At 64.5% G+C, this 21,958-nt stretch carries 16 protein-coding genes, 2 tRNA genes and 1 other RNA gene; 9 read left to right on the top strand and 10 right to left on the bottom strand.

What is annotated here, in order from left to right; translation table 11 throughout:
• Window positions 1-123: 123 nt before the first annotated feature.
• The 3 genes from G5A46_RS13210 to G5A46_RS13220 all read left to right on the top strand — a co-directional run bounded on the left by G5A46_RS13210 (window position 124) and on the right by G5A46_RS13220 (window position 1,322).
• A complete protein-coding gene (locus tag G5A46_RS13210) occupies window positions 124-642 on the top strand; it encodes a cold-shock protein (RefSeq protein WP_163850038.1) in 519 nt (172 codons plus the stop codon).
• Window positions 643-719: 77 nt separating this feature from the next.
• Window positions 720-1,202, top strand: coding sequence for a DUF192 domain-containing protein (locus G5A46_RS13215; RefSeq protein WP_163850039.1), 483 nt, complete (start codon window positions 720-722; stop codon window positions 1,200-1,202).
• A gap of 43 nt (window positions 1,203-1,245) precedes the next feature.
• Window positions 1,246-1,322, top strand: a tRNA-Pro gene (locus G5A46_RS13220).
• Between the two features lie 161 nt (window positions 1,323-1,483).
• Here the strand turns inward: G5A46_RS13220 and G5A46_RS13225 are convergent.
• Window positions 1,484-1,852, bottom strand: coding sequence for a hypothetical protein (locus G5A46_RS13225; RefSeq protein ID WP_163850040.1), 369 nt, complete (start codon window positions 1,850-1,852; stop codon window positions 1,484-1,486).
• A 45-nt stretch (window positions 1,853-1,897) separates the two neighbouring features.
• Here G5A46_RS13225 and G5A46_RS13230 point away from each other — a divergent pair, with 45 nt between their 5' ends.
• From G5A46_RS13230 to G5A46_RS13240, 3 genes are all read left to right on the top strand, one after another.
• Entirely contained in the window at window positions 1,898-5,548 is a 3,651-nt protein-coding gene (locus G5A46_RS13230; RefSeq protein WP_163850041.1) for a vitamin B12-dependent ribonucleotide reductase, read from the top strand.
• Between the two features lie 250 nt (window positions 5,549-5,798).
• A complete protein-coding gene (gene map, locus G5A46_RS13235) occupies window positions 5,799-6,548 on the top strand; it encodes a type I methionyl aminopeptidase (RefSeq protein ID WP_163850042.1) in 750 nt (249 codons plus the stop codon).
• 319 nt (window positions 6,549-6,867) lie between these two features.
• Entirely contained in the window at window positions 6,868-7,428 is a 561-nt protein-coding gene (locus G5A46_RS13240; protein WP_163850043.1) for a fasciclin domain-containing protein, read from the top strand.
• Between the two features lie 228 nt (window positions 7,429-7,656).
• On the opposite strand, the gene G5A46_RS13245 is transcribed toward G5A46_RS13240, so the two are convergent.
• Together G5A46_RS13245 and G5A46_RS13250 are read right to left on the bottom strand one after the other, a co-directional pair.
• Complete coding sequence (locus tag G5A46_RS13245; protein WP_163850044.1) at window positions 7,657-8,112, bottom strand: disulfide bond formation protein B; 456 nt, start codon at window positions 8,110-8,112, stop codon at window positions 7,657-7,659.
• Window positions 8,112-8,690 (bottom strand): YqaA family protein, encoded by a 579-nt coding sequence (locus G5A46_RS13250; RefSeq protein WP_163850045.1) that lies wholly within the window; start codon window positions 8,688-8,690, stop codon window positions 8,112-8,114. Before G5A46_RS13250 ends, G5A46_RS13245 begins: the two co-directional genes overlap by 1 nt.
• Window positions 8,691-8,842: 152 nt before the next feature.
• Here G5A46_RS13250 and G5A46_RS13255 point away from each other — a divergent pair.
• Window positions 8,843-8,928: transfer RNA gene (locus tag G5A46_RS13255), tRNA-Leu, on the top strand.
• An 899-nt stretch (window positions 8,929-9,827) separates the two neighbouring features.
• The gene (locus G5A46_RS13260) at window positions 9,828-13,763 is read left to right on the top strand and encodes a Hint domain-containing protein (RefSeq protein WP_163850046.1); all 3,936 of its coding nucleotides are present in this window, start codon (window positions 9,828-9,830) and stop codon (window positions 13,761-13,763) included.
• A 143-nt stretch (window positions 13,764-13,906) separates the two neighbouring features.
• Here G5A46_RS13260 and G5A46_RS13265 read toward each other — a convergent pair whose 3' ends face one another.
• From G5A46_RS13265 to ssrA, 7 genes are all read right to left on the bottom strand, one after another.
• Window positions 13,907-14,482: a nucleotidyltransferase family protein gene (locus tag G5A46_RS13265; RefSeq protein ID WP_163850047.1), complete on the bottom strand. Its 576-nt coding sequence runs from the start codon at window positions 14,480-14,482 to the stop codon at window positions 13,907-13,909.
• Window positions 14,479-14,700, bottom strand: coding sequence for a ribbon-helix-helix domain-containing protein (locus G5A46_RS13270; RefSeq protein ID WP_204318757.1), 222 nt, complete (start codon window positions 14,698-14,700; stop codon window positions 14,479-14,481). Before G5A46_RS13270 ends, G5A46_RS13265 begins: the two co-directional genes overlap by 4 nt.
• Window position 14,701: 1 nt before the next feature.
• Complete coding sequence (locus G5A46_RS13275) at window positions 14,702-14,926, bottom strand: DUF4169 family protein (protein ID WP_163850049.1); 225 nt, start codon at window positions 14,924-14,926, stop codon at window positions 14,702-14,704.
• Between the two features lie 74 nt (window positions 14,927-15,000).
• Window positions 15,001-16,398, bottom strand: a complete 1,398-nt coding sequence (gene fumC, locus G5A46_RS13280; protein WP_163850051.1) for a class II fumarate hydratase — start codon at window positions 16,396-16,398, stop codon at window positions 15,001-15,003.
• A 154-nt stretch (window positions 16,399-16,552) separates the two neighbouring features.
• Window positions 16,553-17,110 (bottom strand): class I SAM-dependent methyltransferase, encoded by a 558-nt coding sequence (locus G5A46_RS13285; protein ID WP_163850053.1) that lies wholly within the window; start codon window positions 17,108-17,110, stop codon window positions 16,553-16,555.
• 252 nt (window positions 17,111-17,362) lie between these two features.
• Window positions 17,363-17,878 (bottom strand): SspB family protein, encoded by a 516-nt coding sequence (locus G5A46_RS13290; RefSeq protein WP_163850055.1) that lies wholly within the window; start codon window positions 17,876-17,878, stop codon window positions 17,363-17,365.
• 284 nt (window positions 17,879-18,162) lie between these two features.
• Window positions 18,163-18,513, bottom strand: a transfer-messenger RNA (tmRNA) gene (ssrA, locus tag G5A46_RS13295).
• 640 nt (window positions 18,514-19,153) lie between these two features.
• Here ssrA and G5A46_RS13300 point away from each other — a divergent pair.
• On the top strand, window positions 19,154-21,898 hold the full coding sequence (locus G5A46_RS13300; RefSeq protein ID WP_163850057.1) for an Rne/Rng family ribonuclease: 2,745 nt from the start codon (window positions 19,154-19,156) through the stop codon (window positions 21,896-21,898).
• Window positions 21,899-21,958 lie beyond the last annotated feature (60 nt).

Genomic DNA, 21,958 nt, shown 5'->3' on the forward strand with positions numbered 1-21,958 from the left:
ATGAAATTCGCGTATCGCGAAATGCAACCGGTTGATTTGTAAGGCAAAGCGATGTCTATTACGTGTGGTTAACATCAATTCGCCATTGCGGGGTGGCGGACCTCGAACAAGGAAGCACCAAGAATGCCTCAAGACCAGGCGGCCCGCATCGTGGATGGCGTCGTGAAATGGTTCGACCCAGTCCGTGGCTTCGGCTTTGTCGTCGCCGATAGCGGGGGGCCGGATATTCTGCTGCATGCCAACGTGCTGCGAAATTTCGGGCAATCCTCGGTAGCCGATGGCGCACGGGTACGCATTTCCGTGCAGGATACCGATCGCGGTACGCAAGCCGTCACGGTAGAAGACGTGGAGCCGCCGCGCGGCGGTGGAATCATGCTGGAGGATTTTCAGGCCCTCGATCCCGCCGTGCTGAAGGATGTGCCGATGCTGCCTGCGCGCGTGAAATGGTTCGACAAGGTCAAGGGATTCGGCTTTGCCAATGTCTTTGGCAAGGATGACGACATCTTCATGCATATCGAAGTGCTGCGCGCCTCTGGGCTGGCCGATCTGGCGCCGGGAGAGGCGGTCGCGCTGCGGGTCATCGACGGGCGCCGGGGCAAGATGGCAATGGAGATCTGCGCCTGGGAAGCCGCCGGGCGCTAGGTGCGGTTCGCGTCCCTGTGGGCGGATCGGGCCGAAATGTCAGGCGGCAGGGTCAGGCCAAGCGAGGAGAACGGACCATGCGACATCTTGGTGTTATTGCGGGCCTGGTCGGGCTGGCACTGTCCGCCGGCGCGGCTTCGGCCGCCTGCCGCGTCGACCGGGTGGAGCTGCGCGGCGATTTCGGCAGCGCCCGATTCCGGGTGGAACTGGCCGATGACGGCGAATCCCGCGCCCGGGGGCTGATGTTCCGCGAGGAGATGCCGCGCAGCGCCGGGATGCTGTTCCTCTATCCCGATCCGCAGCCCGTCATTTCATTCTGGATGCGCAACACCTTGATCCCGCTGGATATCCTTTACATCGACGCGACCGGCACCGTGCGGGGCATCGCTCACGAGGCGCAGCCTCTGGATGAAACCGGCCTGCCGGGCCCTGCGGGTTCGCAATACGTGCTGGAGATCAATGGCGGGCTGGCGCGGGCCATGGGCATCACCGAGGGCACGCAGCTGCGCCACCCGGAGATTGACCAATCGCAGGCCGCTTGGCCCTGCGCTGAACGATAGGCCTTTTCAATTCCCGCCAGCCGCACTAAAGACGGCATCGGTTCGGGGCGTAGCGCAGTCTGGTAGCGCACCTGTTTTGGGTACAGGGGGTCGTGAGTTCGAATCTCGCCGCCCCGACCATTTTCAACATCGTTCGAGATTTGACGCCGGCGACTCACCGCCCGGGGCGGGAGATGTCCCGCCCTCGTGATTGTGTCGTGGCGATGAATGCGCGCCGGAAGCCGCTACATCTTGTGGTCATTTCGCACGCAAACCGGCGCCGTATCGCGCATGGCCTTCCCTCACATCCGCAGGGCGCGTCCCCGGCGCAACAGGTCGCCCTGTGGATGTTTTGCCTGAGCATGGCGAGCAAATCCCATGAAAGAAAAGCGTTTTTCAATATCCACAGCCAGTGGGGGAATCGGCGCGGCTGTGAACAACTCGGTCAACCGAAAATTGGCAAATTTTTCAGATTGAGTTTGGAGAATTTTTACCGCAAATTGCGATGGTCTGCGGGAAAGTCCACTACATATAGTGCTCCCTCGGGAAAACGGGTTCAGTTCGATCTTGTCGGTCTTCACCGGCCGCCATGCCGCTTCGCAGGCAGGGATGGGATGAACATGTCGACCGGGAACCGCGCGGACAGCAAAAACGGGCAGGGCGGCCGCCATGGCGCGCACCGGCCCTTGAAAACAAGAGACCGGGGCAAGTTGACCATGAAGATTGAACGCAGATTCACCACGGCCGGCCAGGACGCCTATGCGCAGCTGGACTTTGTGACCACGGCATCCGAAATCCGCAATCCCGACGGGACCGTCGTATTCCGGCTGGACGCCGCGGAGGTTCCTGCCAGCTGGAGCCAGGTGGCCAGCGACGTGATCGCGCAGAAGTATTTCCGCAAGGCCGGCGTGCCCGCGCAGGTGAAACCGGTCCGTGAAAAGGATGTGCCGGAATTTCTGTGGCGCTCTGTTCCTGCTTCCGACGAGGTTGAGCGGGTCGGCGAGACCTCCGCCAAGCAGGTGTTCGACCGGCTTGCCGGGGCCTGGACCTACTGGGGCTGGAAGGGCGGATATTTCACCACCGAGGCCGATGCCCGCGCCTATTACGACGAAATGCGCTTCATGCTGGCGACGCAGCGCGCGGCGCCGAACTCTCCGCAATGGTTCAACACCGGCCTGCATTGGGCCTATGGCATCGACGGCCCGGGCCAGGGTCATTACTACGTCGATTACCGCACCGGCAAGCTGACGAAATCCAAATCCGCCTATGAACACCCGCAGCCCCACGCCTGTTTCATCCAGTCCGTCGGCGACGACCTGGTGGGCGAAGGCGGCATCATGGACCTGTGGGTGCGCGAGGCACGTCTGTTCAAGTACGGCTCCGGCACCGGCACCAACTTCTCCTCCCTGCGGGCGGAGGGGGAGCGTCTGTCGGGCGGGGGCAAATCCTCGGGGCTGATGGGGTTTCTCAAGATCGGGGACCGCGCGGCGGGCGCGATCAAGTCGGGCGGCACCACGCGGCGCGCGGCCAAGATGGTGATCGTCGATGCCGATCACCCCGATATCGTGGAATACATCAACTGGAAGGTGAAGGAGGAGCAGAAGGTCGCCTCCATCGTTGCCGGCTCCAAGATGCACGAGCAGCGGTTGAACGAGATTTTCACCGCGATCCGCAACTGGGATGGTGCCGAAGACGCGGCCGTCGATCCGGCGCGGAACACCGCCCTGAAAGCCGCGATTCGCAGCGCCAAGAAGACGGCGATCCCGGAAACCTACGTGAAACGCGTGCTGGATTACGCGCGCCAGGGCTATGGCAGCATCGAGTTTCCGACCTATGACACCGATTGGGACAGCGAGGCCTATGCCAGCGTCTCGGGGCAGAATTCCAACAATTCCGTCCGCGTCACCGATGCCTTCCTGCGCGCAGTCGAAACTGACGGCGATTGGGAGCTGATCCGCCGCACCGATGGCACCGTCGCCCGTACGATCAAGGCACGGGAGCTTTGGGAACAGATCGGCCATGCCGCCTGGGCCTGTGCCGATCCGGGCATCCAGTACCACGACACGGTCAACGCCTGGCACACCTGCCCCGAAGACGGTGCCATTCGTGGGTCGAACCCGTGTTCGGAATACATGTTCCTGGACGACACCGCCTGCAATCTGGCGTCGATGAACCTGCTGACTTTCCTCAAGGACGGGGAATTCCAGGTCGAAGATTACATCCACGCCACGCGGCTGTGGACCATGACGCTGGAAATCTCGGTCACCATGGCGCAATTCCCGTCCAGGGAGATTGCCCAGCGGTCCTATGATTTCCGCACCCTCGGTCTGGGCTATGCCAATATCGGCGGGCTGCTGATGAACATGGGCTATGGCTACGACAGTGACGAGGGCCGGGCCCTGGGTGGCGTTCTCTCGGCGATCATGACCGGCGTGGCCTATGCCACCTCCGCCGAGATGGCCGCCGAGCTGGGCGCCTTCTCCGGCTATGCGCGCAACGCCCAGCACATGCTGCGGGTGATCGGCAACCACCGCAACGCCGCGCACGGCCGTGAAGATGGATATGACGGGCTGGCGGTGAAACCGGTGCCGCTGGACCACACCAATTGTCCCGATCAGCGACTGGTCCAGGTGGCGCGCGCCAGCTGGGACGAGGCGCTGCGCCTGGGCCGGCAGCATGGCTACCGCAACGCGCAGGCCACGGTGATCGCGCCCACCGGCACCATCGGGCTGGTCATGGATTGCGACACCACCGGGATCGAACCGGATTTCGCGCTGGTGAAGTTCAAGAAGCTGGCCGGGGGTGGTTATTTCAAGATCATCAACCAATCGGTGCCCGCGGCGCTGGAAAAACTCGGCTATGGCTCCGCCCAGATCGAGGAGATCATCGGGTATGCCGTGGGTCACGGCACCATCGGCAATGCGCCCGGCGTGAACCACACGGCGCTGATCGGCCACGGGTTCGGCACACGAGAGCTGGAGAAGGTCGATGCCGCACTGGGCCAGGCCTTCGACATCCGCTTTGTCTTCAACCAATGGACGTTGGGAGAGGAATTCTGCACCAAGACCCTGGGCATTCCGGCGGACAAGCTGAACGATCCCACTTTCGACCTGCTGCGCCATCTGGGCTTTACCAAAGCGGAAATCGACGCGGCCAATGACCATGTCTGCGGCACCATGACCCTGGAGGGCGCGCCGCACCTGGCCGAGGCCCATCTGAACATCTTCGATTGCGCCAACCCCTGTGGCAAGCGCGGCAAGCGGTTCCTGTCCACGGACAGCCACATTCGCATGATGGCGGCGGCGCAAAGCTTCATCTCGGGCGCGATCTCCAAGACGATCAACATGCCCAACGACGCCACGATCGAGGATTGCAAACGGGCCTACGAATTGTCCTGGTCGCTGGGGGTGAAGGCCAATGCCCTGTATCGCGACGGATCGAAGCTGAGCCAACCGCTGGCCGCTGCCTTGATCGAGGATGACGACGAGGCCGCCGAGATCCTGGAAACCGGCACCCCGCAGGAAAAGGCGCAGGTGCTGGCCGAAAAGATCGTGGAAAAGGTGGTGGTGAAGGAGATTATCCGCTCCCACCGGGAAAAGATGCCGCAACGGCGCAAGGGCTACACCCAGAAGGCCAGCGTCGGCGGGCACAAGGTCTATCTGCGCACCGGCGAATACGAGGACGGGTCGCTTGGCGAGATCTTCATCGACATGCACAAGGAAGGTGCCGGCTTCCGCGCGATGATGAACAATTTCGCCATCGCCGTGTCCGTAGGCCTGCAATATGGCGTGCCGCTTGAGGAATTTGTCGATGCCTTCACCTTCACCAAGTTCGAACCGGCGGGAATGGTGCAGGGCAACGACAGCATCAAGAACGCGACCTCTATCCTGGATTACATCTTCCGCGAACTGGCCGTCAGCTATCTGGACCGGACGGATCTGGCCCATGTGAAGCCTGAAGGCGCCTCCTTTGATGAGCTGGGCCGCGGCGAGGACGAAGGCGTGTCCAACATCCGGGAAGTCAGTGAGGGCGCGGCGAACCGGTCGCTGGAAGTGCTGAAACAGATCAGCTCTACCGGCTATCTGCGCAAGCGGCTGCCGCAGGAGCTGATCGTGATGAACGGCGGCGCGGGCCTGGCGGAGGCGGTGCAGCAGCGCGGCACCGTCACTCCGGCCACAGGTGGTGAGACGGCCCTTTCCGGCGGGACAGTGTCCGGCGGGACGGCCACCGGCGTCGATGCCCGCGTGAAGGCGCGGATGCAGGGTTACGAAGGGGAGGCCTGCGGCGAATGCGGCAATTATACCCTGGTGCGCAACGGCACCTGCATGAAGTGCAACACCTGCGGCTCCACCAGCGGGTGCAGCTGAGACAGACAGGACAAGAGGGCGGTGCGCCGCCCTTTGGGAAGACCGGGACACAGGCAGCAACCTCGGGCGGTTCGTAGAAGGAGCCCGGTCTTTCAAACTCAAGGGGCCCTCCGGGGCCCCTTTTTCCATGGGCAGGAAAATGCGGTGATGGGGGCTTCGTGAGAAGGCCAGCCATTCGGGTGGTCCAACGGGTGGGACAATCCTCCCGACCTGCGGTAGACGTCGGGGAACGGATGCAAAGGGGCCTTGGATGACCATCACGCACGAAGACGAACTGAACGGCCTGAAAGCGATTGGTCGGATCGTCGCGAATACCTTGCAAGCCATGGCCACGGCGCTGGAACCGGGCATGACCACGGCAGAGCTGGACGAGATCGGGCGCGACCTGCTGGACCGGGCGGGCGCCGTCTCCGCCCCGCAGTCGTGCTATGATTTCCCCGGCGCCACCTGCATCAGCGTGAACGAGCAAGTTGCTCATGGCATTCCCGGTGACCGGATCATCGCAGCCGGGGATCTGGTGAATATCGACGTCTCCGCCTCCAAGGCAGGCTATTTCGCCGACACCGGCGCCAGTTTTCGGGTGCCTCCGGTGAAACCTTCGCAGGACCGTTTGTGCCGCGACGGGAAACGCGCCATGCGGATCGGCATCGCGCAGGTCGGCGCGGACCGGCCCCTGGCGGGGATCGGGCAGGCCATCGGACGCTTTGCCTCGCAATGCGGCTATACCCTTATCCGCAATCTGGCGAGCCACGGCATTGGCCGGTCCCTGCATGAAGCCCCCGGAGAGATTGCGACCTGGCCCACCCGTGGTGACACCCGTCGCATCAACAAGGGGCTGGTCCTGACGGTTGAGCCGTTCCTGTCCACCGGGGCCATGCAGGCGACGGAGGGTGACGACGGCTGGACCCTTTATGGCACCCCTCCGGCACCGGTCGTGCAATATGAACACACGCTGGTGGCCACCGATCGCGGCGCCTTGATCGTTACCCTGCCGGGCTGAGCGGGGGCATCGGGAATTGTCTGAGTGGTGCTGTCGCTGACCGATGGGCGTGTACCGCTTCGCTCGGGGAGAGGCGGGAAGTCAATGGGTCCGGTAGGGCGGGGCCGGTGTTTTTGCGCGTCGGTGGCCCGAATTTCCAATCTGAACGCGCAATTGGACCGACCCGCAATTGCCGCAAATTTTCCCCGTTTCTCCGTGCATTGGCCGGGTTTTTGACGGAATTCCGGGTTTTTATGAAACCGACCCGGCCCCGGCTTCGTAACTCTGGGCATAGCGACGGGCAAGATCGCCCGGCACCGCAAGATGCAAGGAGAGCAAGATGTTCAAGACAACCGCACTGGCCAGCGCCGCACTGATCGGGTCCATGTCGATGGCAGCCGCACAGGATAACCCCACCGTCGGCGGGGCGCCGATGATGGCTGACATGACGATTGCCGAAAACGCCTCCCAGGCGCCGAACCTGACCACGCTGGTCGCCGCCGTCAAGGCCGCCGGCATGGCCGACACGCTGATGGGCGCCGGCCCCTTCACCGTCTTCGCGCCGACCAACAATGCGTTCGGAATGATCTCCGAATCCTCGCTGAACCAGCTGATGATGGAAGAGAACGTCGCGCAGCTGCAACAGATCCTGGGCTGTCACGTTGTCTCCGCCGAGGCATTCTCGACCGACATCGCCGGCATGATCGAGGATGACGGCGGCCGTCACCCCGTGCCGACCGTCGGCGGCTGCACGCTGAGCGCCTATATGGACGGCGGAGAAATCAAGCTGGAAGACGAAAACGGTCGCATCGCCACCGTGACCACCGCCGATGTGGATCAGTCCAACGGCGTGGTGCATGTGATCGACCGCGTGCTGTTGCCCTCCGGCCAGGCCGGGTGAGCGGAGCGGGCTGAACAGCCAAACAGATATCCCAGGGAACGAGTGACATTGTACCTGTGATGCGGGGTCGCCTTCGGGCGGCCCCCTTTTTTGTCCGGGGGAGCGGGTGGACCAGAGCGCTGGCGGCTGGCACGGCCCGCGCCCAGGGCTGCGGCGGAGCGCTGTCGGGCGGGTCGTGCCTGCCTCCGGCGGCGGTATTTCGGCCCGAAGGGGGCAGGGCGTCGCGCGTCAGCCCCGGCGGGCCGCCGCGATCCAGAGCACGGCGAGGATCAGCGACAGCAGCGCATTCCATCCCGCCATCGACAGCCCGAGGAATTGCCAGGCGATGTCATCACAGCGCACAAGCGGTGCCGCCATGATCTGGTCGAACAGCTGATCGGCGGTCAGAGTTCCCGGGTTGGAGGAGGTGCAGGTGCTTGGACCTTCCCACCAGCCTTGTTCGACACCGGCATGATAGGCGCCGATGCCAGAGGTCACCAGCGCAGCCAGCGCGCCCAGCCCGGCCAGCCAGCGTTGGCCGGTGGCGAGCAGGATCACCCCGATGGCGATCGCCGCCGCATGGGGCCAGCGCTGGTCGATGCACAGATCGCAGGGTGCCAGCCCGCCGATATGTTGAAAGGCCAGGGCGCCGCCCAGCACTGCGACAGAGCCGAGCGTGGCAAGAAGGGCAAGCGTTCGGTTCATCACAACATCCTGATCGCCAAAAATCCGCCCAGCAACAGCACGAAGAACACGGTGAAGACAAGGGCCAGGCGCCGTTCGACGAAATCACGAATGGGAGAGCCGAATTTCCACAGCAGCCCGGCCAGGATGAAGAATCGCAGTCCGCGCGCCAGCACCGAGGTGGCGACGAAGGTTGCAAGCGGCATCCCCGTCCAGCCCGACATGATGGTAATCACCTTGTAGGGGAAGGGCGTGATCCCCGCGCCCAGCACCGCCCAGAACCCGGCGTCGTTGAACCGGCCGTTGAAGTCCGCCATGGCGTCGGCCTTGCCCAGCGATTGCAGGATCGGCTGGCCGATCCCCTCGAAGGCCAGCGCGCCGATGGCATAGCCCAGCAGCCCGCCGACGACCGACGCTGCCATGGCTACCGCCGCGATCACGAAGGCGCGGTCGGGCCGGGCCAGGATCATCGGAATCATCAGCAGGTCCGGCGGGATCGGAAAGACGGAGCTTTCGGCAAAGGAGACCAGCGCCAGGACCAGAAGGGCATGGGGGTGATCCGCCATGCGCAGGGTCCAGTCATACATCCGCCTGATCATGTGGCCGCTCCGCCCGTTGGTGTGGTCCCCGGTGGGCGGGGCGTTTTCCGGTGCCGTCCAAAGACCACGCCCGACGCGAGGGGTCAAGTTCTCCGCGTTTCCCTCTGGACGGGGCGGCGCGGCGGAGGTAACACCGCCCTGCATTCTGACGGGCCCGAGTGGTGGAATGGTAGACACGACGGATTCAAAATCCGTTGCCTTAACGGGCGTGCCGGTTCGAGCCCGGCCTCGGGTACCACCTTTTCCGACAATCTGCTGACACGCGCCGCGCCGGTTTCCGGCCCGGCGCCCGGCGCTGTTCGCCGCCGTTCTGGCGCGGTTTCTACCGACAGTGCGGGCGTTTGGGCCGTGACCCTTGGCAAGGGGGATGCGGGCGCTCTTTCGTATAGGTTCGGGCGCGGCACCTGTGCGGATGCGTCGAGGGGATATGCAGGGTCGCCAGCACTTGGCCGAATATGCAGGCGACCGCTGAGTGATTCGGCGGAAATGGGCTCGGTGGCCGCGGCGCGCGGAACCAATCGTCGCAAACGCGCGGAATTGGTTCCTGATCCCGAACAGAACCGCTTCGGGTGATCGCGTGCGCCGTATCGTGGCGTCCGGCCCTCGGGGCCCGGCTGCGGCGTCGCGCTGTTTCTGTTTTGGAAATGATCCCCGTCACAGGATGCAGGCCGGAATTTCCGTAAATCCTTATGTGCAGAAAGGGTGAAGGCCGAATTTCCTTGCGAACGCGGCGGAAACAATCGACGCGAAGAACCGGCGGAATGTGGCGCAAATATGGCGAAAAACGGGTGGGCTTGGGCCGCAAGTGGCCGCAAAGTTGACGCTTTCCACTTTGTGACAGGCTGACCGAAGGGTAAGACAGGCTTGCCCGACTGGGGGGCAACAGATGGCCGTGGGGCGGCCTTCACGACGACATGTATCCGGACGGATGCGCAACCCGTGGCAAGACGGGTCACCGGCAAGAATTTTTGCCGGGCCGTGCCCCTTTGCCCGAAGACCTGGTCCCGACCGGGACGGGCGGGACGCATCCTCCACCGCGACACATGGTTGGGACTGTTGATGGTGTGCGGCGCGCGCACCGCGCTGCAACGCCGGAAGGGCCCGAATGGTCCGGATGGGCAAAGAGGGTGAACAAAGATGACCAAATCGCACAATCCGCGCGACGGGATCGTCCAGGGGACGGATGGCAACGACCGGATCGACGGGACTTATTCCGGCGATCCGCAGGGGGACCGCATCGACGCCAATGATGCCGTGTCTCCCAGCACGGGGAACGAGGATTTCGTGATCGCGGGGGCCGGTCAGGACACCGTCCTGGGCCAGGCAGCCGATGACACGATCCACGGCGGCAGCGGCTATGACGATCTGTATGGCGGCGCTGGCGACGATGCGATCTATGGCGACCGGCCTGCTTCCTCCGCGCCCTCCGGGAACGCAAGCGCCGTGACCTCCGCCATCGACAGCTACCCGCCCAATGCCTATGACGACGACCTGATCGAAGGCGGTTCCGGCAATGACCGCCTGTTCGGCGACCAGGGCGAAGATACCGTCCATGGCGGTGCCGACAACGACACGATCTACGGCAATGCGGGCGATGACAGCCTGACCGGCGGCGCTGGCGACGACGTGATTCATGGCGACGACGGTGAAGATGGCGGCGCGGCGGGCGATCGCGTCGTGTTTTCCTGGACCGATCTGCCGGATACCAACGGTTCCGGCACGCTGGACGGGGAGGAGGTTCTGACCTCCGCCACCCTGAATACCGGCAATGTGCAGGTCGATTACACGATCACCCATACCAACAAGACACCTTCGACCAAGTTCGTCACCGATCGCCAGAATGTCGAGGGGCTGGATGCCGGGGCGGAGCATTGTTCCTCCCTCGAGTCGCGGCTGGATTCCAAGAACGAAAGCGCCACCTACGAATGGGGCTTCTCCGCCGGGGTGACCGACCTGGCGTTCCGCGTGAACGACGTGGATCACAATTCCAAGATCTGGGTGAAGGCCTGGGGCGCTGATGGCGAGCCGGTGGACATCCAGATCGATACCGGCCGCAACATCACCACGCTGGACGGGAACGGCAGCGATGGCGAAGTGCTGTTCAAGGCCGGGGCCAGCTACGGATCGGACGATGACGATTACAATTCCGTGCTGGTCAACATTCCCGGCCCGGTGACCAAGCTGGAAATCCTGCACAAGCAGGACGGCAATTCGACCTCCGAGGCGAATATCACCGACCTGTTCTTCAACGAACCCTCGGTCGCCACAGGCGAAGATGGCAATGACGTGCTGGAGGGCGGATCGGGCGATGACGCGCTTTACGGCGACGGGGGCGACGATACGCTGACCGGCGGGTCGGGCGAAGACCACATCGTCGGCGGCGATGATGCCGACGTGATCCGCGGCGGCAATGTGGGCGATTATGTCGACGGCTCGGAAGGTGGAGACGACAACGACACGCTGGACCTGACCGGGGCCGGGCCGCTGACCGTGGCCTATGACGTCGACAACAACGAGAACGGCACCGTCACCTTCTATGACGCGGATGGCAAGCCGACCGGCACAATGCGGTTCGAGAACATCGAAAACGTGCTGACCGACAATGACGACCCGGACGCCATGGCCGACACGGCCACGACCGACGAAGACACCCCCGTGACCATCGACGTTCTGGACAATGACGGCGACAGCAATCCCGGTGACGTGCTGAAGGTCGAGAGCGTGACAGACGGCGCAAATGGCACCGTCGCGATCAATGCCGACGGTACGGTCACCTACACGCCCGACGATGATTTCAACGGCGAGGACAGTTTCACCTACACCGTCAGTGACGGGAATGGCGGCACCGATACGGCCAGCGTGACGGTCACGGTCACGCCGGTGAACGATGATCCGGTGGGCAATGACGATACCGCCAGCACCGGCTATCAAACCGCCGTGGTGGTGCCCGTGCTGGGCAACGATACCGATGTGGACGGCGACACCCTGTCCGTCGCCAGCTTTGACGCCATCTCCGCCAACGGTGGCACCGTGGCGCTGGATGCCAGCGGCGGGCTGCGCTTTACCCCCGCCGACGGGTTTTCCGGCAGCGACAGTTTCTCCTATACGGTCAGCGATGGCGCGGGCGGAACGGATACGGCCGTGGTGCGCATCACGGTGGACAAGCCCGCGCTGGACGGCATCGTCGAAGGGACGGATGGCGACGACACGATCGACATCGGCTATACCGGCGATCCTGAGGGCGACCGGATTGACGCCAACGACGCGCTGGACCCGACCAGCGGCGATGACGATCTGGTCGAAGCCTATGGCGGCGACGACGAGATCACCGCCGGGGCTGGCGACGACACGGTCTATGGCGGCGCCGGAAGCGATACCGTCCTGGGGCAAAGCGGCGATGACCTGATTGACACCCGCGACGGCAATGTGCCGCTGAACGATTACGTCACCTTCCCGGCCATCCCGGTGGACGGCGCGCCGGATGACGACCGCGATTCCGTCATGGGCGGGATCGGCAATGACACGATCATCACCGGCGACGACGCCGACACGATCTACGGCGGCGACGGCGATGACCATATCGACGGCGGGCTGGACGCGGACGAGATCTACGGCGGCGCCGGCAACGACACGATCGACGGCAGTCTCAGCACCGATATCCCCGGCCTGCCGGGCGCAGGCACCCTGGGATCTGATTACATCGAGGGCGGATCGGGCGACGACAGCATCGTCGCGGGGATCGACGCGTTCTCCGATTACGTGGGCGATGATCCGAAATTCCCGCTGTTCGGCTTTGACAGCGACCCCAACACGATGGACGGCATGGATACCGTTCTGGGGGGCGAGGGCAACGACACGATCATCACCGGCGACGATGCCGACACGATCTATGGCGGCTCCGGCGAGGACAGCATCAATGCCGGGATCGATGACGACTACGTCGAAGGCGGCAAGGGGGCGGATGTCATCATCGGCAGCCATGGCTCGGACGAGATCCACGGAAATTCCGGCGATGACGTGATCGACGCATCCAACGATACGTTCGATTACAGCAACGCGCCCGACATCGATGGCGACAAACCCGTCGGCGATCCGGTGCAGGACAACGATCTGGACACCGTCTATGGCGGCGCGGGCAATGATCTGATCCGCACCGGCGACGATGACGACATGCTGTATGGCGGCAGCGGTGACGACACGCTGGAAGGTGGGATCGACGAGGATACCCTGTATGGCGGCGAAGGCACCGACAGCATCTATGGCGGCGGCGGGCAGGACCGCATCTTTGGCGCCGATGTCGGGGAATTCATCGATGGCGGTTCCTCGGGCGACGATTACGACATCCTCGACCTGACGGGCAGCGCCCCCGACGGTGGCCGGATCGAGATCGAGTATGACGCCGACCCCGAAGACGGCACCCTGCGCTTCTTCGGCAGTGACGGGCTGGAAACCGGCACCGCCCGGTTCGAGGATATCGAGAAGATCATCCCCTGCTTTACCCCCGGAACATTGATCGCCACGCCGCGTGGCGAGGTTCCGGTAGAAGCCCTGCAGGAAGGCGACCGGATCATCACCCGCGACAACGGCCTGCAACAGATCCGCTGGATCGGGCGCAAGGATCTGCACGGTCAGGACATGCTGCGGTTGGAGCATCTGCAACCGGTGCTGATCCAGAAGGGCAGCCTGGGCCATGGTCTGCCGGAGAGCGACATGCTGGTCAGCCCGAACCACCGGGTGCTGATCAACAATGACAAGACCGCGCTCTATTTCGAGGATCGCGAAGTTCTGGTCGCGGCCAAGCATCTGACCGGGCTGAAGGGGGTCGACCGGGTGGAGACGTCATCGGCCAGCTACATCCACTTCATGTTCGATCAGCACGAATGCGTTTTGTCCAACGGCTCCTGGACCGAAAGTTTCCAGCCCGGCGAACTGACACTTGACGGTATGGGGCAGGCCCAGCGGAACGAGATCTTTGATCTTTTCCCCGAATTGTCCGAACGCCATGGGCAGGAGGCCTACAAGGCTGCGCGCCGGACCTTGAAGAAGCACGAGGCGGTCCTTCTGGCACGCTGACCCCCCAATCCGAACAGGCAGGGGCCCGGATCGCCAAGCGCGGTTCGGGCCCTTGCGGTTTCTGGGGGTGGGTAGGCTGTCGGCGGCGGCGATGTCTGGCTGCGGTCCCGGCTCGAAATGCGGGTGGCGGGGTGATGCGGGGCCTATTCCTGCCGCCAGCGGCTCCAATCCTCGGGGGTGTCCAGATCTGTGACCACGGCGCGGCCCAGCTCGTGCCGGTGCAGCCGGTCGCGATGGGCGCGGATCACACTGCGCGCGCCGTTGTCGCCCTTCAGGGTGCGCAGCTCGGCCAGAAGATCGCCGGGAAAGGCCACCGGGTGGCCGGGAATCGCGCCATGGCGCGCCTGGTGGATATTCAACGGGTCGGCACGGGCGGCATCGCGGATGGCGGCGAAATGGGACGCCGTCAGTTCTGGCAGGTCGCAGGCAGAGACCAGCAGCGGCGCGATGCCCGGTGGCAGCGCGGCGACACCGGCGCGGATTGACGCGCCCATCCCTTCGGCCGGGTCGGGTACGATCACCGGCGTGGCACCGGCGGGCAGACAGGCGGCGCGGGGATGATGCGGACAGGGCAGGGTGACGAAAACCGGCGCGACCTGCATCGCCTGGGCAATGATACGCGCCAGCAGGGGGCCGCCTGCCACATGCTCCAGCAGCTTGTCCCCCCCGCGCATCCGCGATGCGGACCCGGCGGCCAACAGCAGAATCGCGACGCTCATCCCCTGGCCTTAAGCTCGGCCAGTACGTAAAGCCGGATGGCGGAGGCCAGGCCGATCTCCACCCCGCGGGCTTCATCAATTTCGGCAGCCAATGCATTGATCGCAATGGATTTGTCCGCGGCAATACGCCGAAACTCAGCCCAAAATTCCGGCTCAAGAGAGACGGAGGTGCGGTGCCTGCGCAGGGTCAGGGAATGTTTCTCCGGGCGGCGGGCCACGTCAGTCGCGGTCGTCCGGGGCGGCGTTGCCCTTGTCGTCCGTATCGGCACCCTCATCACGGCGATGGCCGTCCAGATGGCGCTGCGCAGCCTCGGCCGTGGCGCGGTCCTGCCGGCGTTCGGCGCGGGTGCGGCCGAACTTGACCGCATTGGCATCGCCCGCCGCGCGTTTGGCGGCGCGGGCCTTGTCCTTGCGGAAACGGTTCAGGTTCACGGGCGTGCTCATGACGGCATCCTATCACGCGAAAAGGCCCGGTCCAGTGGGACCGGGCCTTTGCATCACCATCCGTCCCTGCGGGATCAGGCCGGTTTGGGGCCGATCATCTGCTCGGGGCGGACAACCTTTTCAAAGGTTTCGGCATCGACAAAGCCCAGGGCGATCGCCTCTTCCTTCAGGGTGGTGCCGTTCTTGTGCGCCGTCTTGGCCACGGTGGTGGCGTTGTCGTAGCCGATGGTCGGCGCCAGCGCGGTGACCAGCATCAGGGATTCGGTCATCAGTTTCTCGATCCGGGCCTCGTTGGCCTGAATGCCGTTCAGCATCCGCGTGGTAAAGCTGTCGGCCACATCCCCCAGCAGCTGGATGGATTGCAGCAGGTTGTAGCTCATCATCGGGTTGTAGACGTTCAGCTCGAAATGGCCCTGGCTGCCGGCGAATTTCATTGCCGCGTCATTGCCCATGACATGGGCCGCGACCTGGGTCATCGCCTCGGCCTGCGTCGGGTTGACCTTGCCCGGCATGATCGAGCTGCCCGGCTCGTTCTCCGGCAGGATCAACTCGCCCAGGCCAGAGCGGGGGCCGGAGCCCAGGAACCGGATGTCGTTGGCGATCTTGTACATCGCCCCCGCAACCGTCGCCAGCGCGCCGGAGGTAAAGACCATGGCGTCATGCGCCGCCAGGCTTTCGAACTTGTTGGGGGCGGTCACGAAGGGCAGGCCGGTGATCTCGGCCATGTTGGCCGCGACCGTCTCGCCCCAGCCTTCGCGGGTGTTCAGCCCGGTGCCCACGGCGGTGCCGCCTTGCGCCAGCTCGTAGATGCCGGGCAGCGTGGCCTTGATCCGGGCGATGCCCTGCCGGATCTGATGCGCATAGCCCGAGAATTCCTGACCCAATGTCAGGGGGGTGGCATCCTGCGTATGGGTGCGCCCGATCTTGATGATATCCTTAAATTCCGCCGCCTTGGCATCCAGCCCGGCGAGCAGCTTTTCAAGCCCCGGCAGCAGCACGTCGCGCACCGACATGGCGGTGGCGATATGCATCGCGGTGGGGAAGGTATCGTTGGAGGATTGACCCATGTTGCAGTGATCGTTGGGATGCACCGGATCCTTGGACCCGATGGTGCCGCCCAGAATCTCGATCGCGCGGTTGGCGATGACCTCGTTGGCGTTCATGTTCGACTGGGTGCCGGACCCGGTCTGCCAGACGACCAGCGGGAAGTTGTCGTCGAACTTGCCGTCGACGACTTCGCCCGCCGCCTGAATGACGGCATCGGCCAGCGTGGCATCCAGCGCGCCGCTGGCCTTGTTCGCCTGGGCGCAGGCCTTCTTGACCACGCCGAGGGCGCGCACGATGGCGACGGGCTGCTTCTCCCAGCCGATGGGGAAGTTCATGATGGAACGCTGGGTCTGCGCGCCCCAATACTTGTCGGCGGGGACTTCAAGCGGGCCGAAACTGTCGCTTTCGGTGCGGGTGTTGGTCATCGTGTCACACTCCGGTTTAGGACGTCGCACAGGCTATAGGCCCTTGGCCCGGCACGCGCAATCGGGCGGCGGGCTGTTAGCGTGCGTCATACGGAGCGGCCGGGGAAGCGCGGGCCGCGCTGGCGGCGGCCCCGATGGTGGCACCGGTGGCGGGTTATTGCACCTTGCGACGAAATTCGAAGACGCGTGCGGGGGGCAGGTTGGCCCAGACGGTGCCACGTTTGCGGGCGGTCAGACCCATGTCGGCCTGCACGTCCTCGGGGATGGGGGCGTTGGGGGAATAGGTGATCTGCACGAAGACACCATCGCGCGACATCACCTTGAACGCGTTGCCCACGACCTCGCGCTGGATCTGCGGCCGGGCCAGCACCGGCACGCCGGAGATCACGCAGCCCAGGTTGGTGACGCCGATGCCCTCGATCTCCTGCGCGGGCTGGTTCAGCACACGGACACCGGGGAACTTGCGGCGCAGTTCCTCGCAGAAACGGGGATTCAACTCCATCAGGATCAGCCGTTCGGGCGCGACGCCCCGGTCAAGAATGGCGCGGGTGAACGACCCGGTGCCCGGCCCGATTTCAAGGATCGGGCCTTCGACGTCCTCGACCCCTTCGGTCATCTTCCGGGCGACGGCGGCGGAGGAGGGGGCGATTGCGGACACCTCCCTGGGGTTGCGCATCATCTCGCCCAGAAAAACCGTAAAATCGCTTGCCATGGTCATACCCCCTCTTGGTCCACGCGAATACGGGGAGAGAAAGGCCAAGCGTGTGAGACGGACAAGGCCCTTGTGACCCGTTTTACAAAAATTTCATCGCAACCGATGATAGGGCGAGGTCAGGCCAAGGGAAGGGCCGCCCCGGCCCCAGCCGCCGATATGGGCAGGGACCGGCCTGTCGGGGGGCGGGCGGCTTTGCCGCGCTTCGGGAAAGAGCGGGCGTGCCGACCAGGCACCAAAGATCAGGCGGGATTACTTCCGGAAGGAATCGAGGGAGACGATTTCGGCGTCCTTGCCCTCCGCCCGATCGGTTGCATCTTCCGTCTCGTCCTGCGCGGTTTCGGGCTGGGCTTCGGCGTCCGGCGGGATGGGCAGCTCGGTGATGTCGGCATCGTCCTCCTCGTCCTCGCCGCTGTCCTGGGTCTCGAACCGCAGGCCGAATTCGACGGAGGGATCGACAAAGGTGCGCAGCGCGTCGAAGGGCACGAACAGCCGCTCCGGGCTGTCGCCGAAATTCAGCGTCACGCCGAACCCGGCATCGGTGACTTGCAGGTCGTCGTACCAATGCTGCATGACCACGGTCATTTCCAGCGGGTAGCGATCACGCAGCCAATCAGCCAGTTCGGCCTCCGGGTGGGTGGTGTCGAAGGTGATGAAGAAATGATGCGCGCCAGGCAGGCCGTCTGCGGCCACGCCTTCCAGCACCTGCTGGATCAACCCGCGCATGGCGCGGTGCATCAGATTTCCGTAGTCAATGGATCGGGACATGGGTCAACCCCGTCGGTCTTTCGATTGAGCATAGGGGATTCGATCCAAAACGGAAGCCGCTCCCCCCCTTTGGTCAATTGCCTAGCCGGAAAATCCGGGAAGGACCAGCCCACGCGACCACCAGGGGCACCATACGACGCCCGCCGGGCCTTGGTACGGGTGGCATGCCGGGGCCGTTGAACACCTGCGGGGCAAGGGTGCGGGCCGGACATGCGGAGGTGCCTCGGCGCACGGGAAAAACCGCCGAACCGGGCGGCGCGAAATTGTGCAGGAAAGAAGGGAGGAGTGCAGGTTTCTGTTGCCAGGTACCTGCGAACCCCGCCTTACGCGGCTAAGCGCAAGGACTTAAGATTCGATAACTCGAACCGCTTACGCGGCCAGAGCCATCGGAGCACGATTGTTATTGGCAATTATGCTTAGCGTACCGATAACGGTGGTAACTCACCGAGACAAAGCAAACCCCTTTAGACGTTCGTCGATCCTGTTTCGGCCCCATGATCCCCCAATAAAGGATGTTTGGTGGAGCCGCCGGGTACCGCCCCCGGGTCCGATCCGCGTATTACGAGCGCGTTTATGTCCATAGTCCGTTGCCGGACAAGGCAGATATAGCGCCCGGGCGGGGGGATTTCAATGGGGGCCGGACAGGGCGATGCGTCGCTCGGGTCCGAGGGGGACGGGGGGCAGGGGCGCTGCTGCTGTGGGTCGTCCTGCGGGTCAATGTCCCCCCGGATTTGCGGAATGGCGACAGGGACCGGTCGGTGCCTGACACCTGAGGGGCGAGTGGTGCGGCGTGGTGCTCTGCCTTGGCGGGTGGCTCCGGTTTTGACCCGCGCACGGGCACAAGGCGCCGTGCCGCGCGGGGCACGGCATTTTTGCCATTGTGTTTGCCCGTTCGACCGCCGTATGATTTCCGAATGGTCCCATGTCCTCGGACTGGACCCATGAGTTTCGCCGGATGCGGGCGGAACGGAGTAACCTCCTTCGCCGCACCGGACCGATTGAACCCGGAAACGGGTTTGCGATACGCCCGACCCCGCCTGTTGCAGGCCGTATGACAGGGGGAGGGTCCTGAATGGGCGGCGTGCCCAGAGAACGAGGCCGCCGTCGGAGAAGAAACGCGATGAGGCGCGCAGAAATCGTGACAGGCAAGGACAGGGCCGGATGCGGCCGTCTTGCCAGTTGCCATGCCGCCGCCCACCTCGCCCCTGACAGACACGCCGACCGTCCCGAGGAGCCGCCTGGCCCCGGGGCGCTGTCGTTGTGCAAATGGAAAACATGCCCAAGAAAATGCTTATCGATGCCACCCACGCGGAGGAAACCCGCGTCGTGGTGGTCGACGGAAACAAGGTCGAGGAATTCGATTTCGAGTCGGAGAACAAGCGCCAGCTTGCCGGCAACATCTACCTGGCAAAGGTAACGCGGGTCGAACCGTCGCTTCAGGCTGCCTTTGTCGATTACGGCGGCAACCGCCACGGGTTCCTCGCCTTTTCGGAAATCCATCCCGATTACTACCAGATCCCCATCGCCGACCGCGAGGCGCTGATGGAGGAAGAGCGCGCCTTTGTCGAAGCGCAAAAGGCGCGCGACGAGGAAGACGAAAAGCCCAAACCCCGCCGCCGTACCCGGTCGCGCAAACCCGCCCGGGCGGAAGCCGCCAACAGCGATGATGCGGTGGAAACGCGCGAGATCGAGGGGATGGAAACCTTCGACACCGAAACCGGTGACGCCGAGGGCGTGGACCTGCACGATGGGGCCACCGGTCAGGATGCCGGGGACCAGTCCGACGGCGACGACATTACCCAGGATGAGGACGACCAGCCGCGCACCGGGGGCCGCGATGCCGCCAGCCGCGACACCAGCATCGAATCCGTGGCCGATGACGACGATCAGGAAGACATCCGACCGCCGCGCAAACCCCGGCCCAAGCGGTACAAGATTCAGGAAGTCATCAAGGTGCGCCAGATCCTTCTGGTGCAGGTCGTCAAGGAAGAGCGCGGCAACAAGGGCGCCGCGCTGACCACCTATCTCTCGCTTGCCGGGCGCTACTGCGTGCTGATGCCCAATACCGCCCGCGGTGGCGGTATCTCCCGCAAGATCACCAATGCCGTCGACCGCAAGAAGCTGAAGACCATCGCGGCCGAGATCGACGTGCCCTCCGGCGCCGGGCTGATCGTGCGCACCGCCGGGGCCAAGCGCACGAAATCCGAAATCAAGCGCGATTACGAATATCTTCAGCGCATGTGGGAGCAGATCCGAGAGCTGACGCTGCAAAGCATTGCGCCCGCCAAGATCTACGAGGAAGGCGACCTGATCAAACGCTCGATCCGCGACCTGTACAACCGCGAGATCGACGAAGTGCTGGTCGAAGGCGAACGCGGCTACCGCATCGCCAAGGACTTCATGAAGATGATCATGCCGTCCCACGCCAAGAACGTCCGCCACTACGCCGAATCCATGCCGTTGTTCGCGCGCTACCAGGTGGAAAGCTATCTGGGCGGCATGTTCAACCCGACCGTCCAGTTGAAATCCGGCGGCTACATCGTGATCGGCGTGACCGAGGCGCTGGTGGCGATCGATGTCAACTCCGGCCGGGCGACCAAGGAAGGCTCGATCGAGGAAACGGCGACCAAGACCAACCTTGAGGCTGCCGAGGAGGTCGCCCGCCAGCTGCGCCTGCGCGATTTGGCCGGGCTGATCGTCATCGATTTCATCGACATGGACGAGCGCAAGAACAACAACGCCGTCGAGAAGAAGCTGAAGGACAAGCTGAAGACCGACCGCGCACGCATCCAGGTCGGCCGGATCTCCGGCTTTGGCCTGATGGAAATGTCCCGCCAGCGTCTGCGCCCCGGCATGATCGAGGCGACGACCCAGCCCTGTCCCGCCTGCCACGGCACCGGTCTGATCCGGTCGGATGACAGCATGGCCCTGTCGATCCTGCGCCAGATCGAGGAGGAGGGCGTGCGCCGCCGCTCCCGCGAGGTTCTGGTGAAATGCCCGGTCGGGATCGCCAACTACTTGATGAACCAGAAGCGTGAACATGTCGGCCTGATCGAGGCACGGTATGGCCTGTCGGTCCGGATCGAAGGCGACCCCCATCTGGTCAGCCCCGATTTCACCCTGGAAAAGCTGAAGACCGCGATCCGCAACGTGCCGGAGCCGACGCATGTCGTCTCCGCCGACATGTCGCTGATGGAGAAGATCGACAACGAGCCGGAGGTGGAGGAAGACGAGGCCCCCGCCGCCGAAGTCGAGGAGCAGCAGGAGGCCCGTCCCGCTGCCGCCGCCAATGGCGATGACGATCAGCCGCGCAAGAAGCGCCGGCGTCGGCGGCGTCGGCGCAAGCCCGGTTCGGGAGAGGACAACGGTTCAGGGGATGACATTGTCGCCAACCGCGCGGAGCCGGCCGCAGCCGAAGCCGAAGCCGCGCAGGCCGATGCCGTGACCGAGGCGCCCACCGCCGAGACCGCAGCGCCCGAGGTCGATCCGGCCAGCGCTCCCGCGGCGGAGCTCGCTCAGGTGAGCGAAGCGGAAGCCCTGGGCGATGTTCCGTCCGCCGAGGCCGCAGCGGAGGCAGCGCCGGAAGCGGAGACCGAAAAGCCCAAGCGGACGCGCAAACCCGCCACCCGAAGCCGCCGCAAGAAGGCGGAACCGGAGGCGGCAGAGGCAGCACCGGCCGATGGCGCGGCTCAACCCGAAGGGGAGGCCACGGCCGACGCCCCCGAGGAGAAGCCCAAGCCGAAACGGACGCGCAAACCCGCGGCCCGCACCCGCAAGAAAAAGGAGCCCGAAGCGGCAGAATCCCCTGCGGAAGCGCCGGCCACCGAAGCTCTGGCCACCGAAGCTCAGGCCACCGAAGCGCCGCAACGCGCGGCAGAGCCGGCGCCGGAACCTGCGGCGCTCGGCGATGCTGCCCCGAAAGAGGCCGAGCCCGCGCTGGCAGAGGCCACCCCCGAGCCGGAGGCGGACGAATCCCCTAAGCCCAAGCGGCGTGGTTGGTGGTCTCTCGGCCGGTCGTGACCCGGCATCCTGCCTGATCCGGCCCCCCGCTGGCCGGATCAGCCTCGACAGCAAGACCAA

Origin of the sequence: Pseudooceanicola aestuarii (assembly GCF_010614805.1) — a bacterium.
In the GTDB taxonomy this organism is placed as follows: domain Bacteria; phylum Pseudomonadota; class Alphaproteobacteria; order Rhodobacterales; family Rhodobacteraceae; genus Pseudooceanicola; species Pseudooceanicola aestuarii.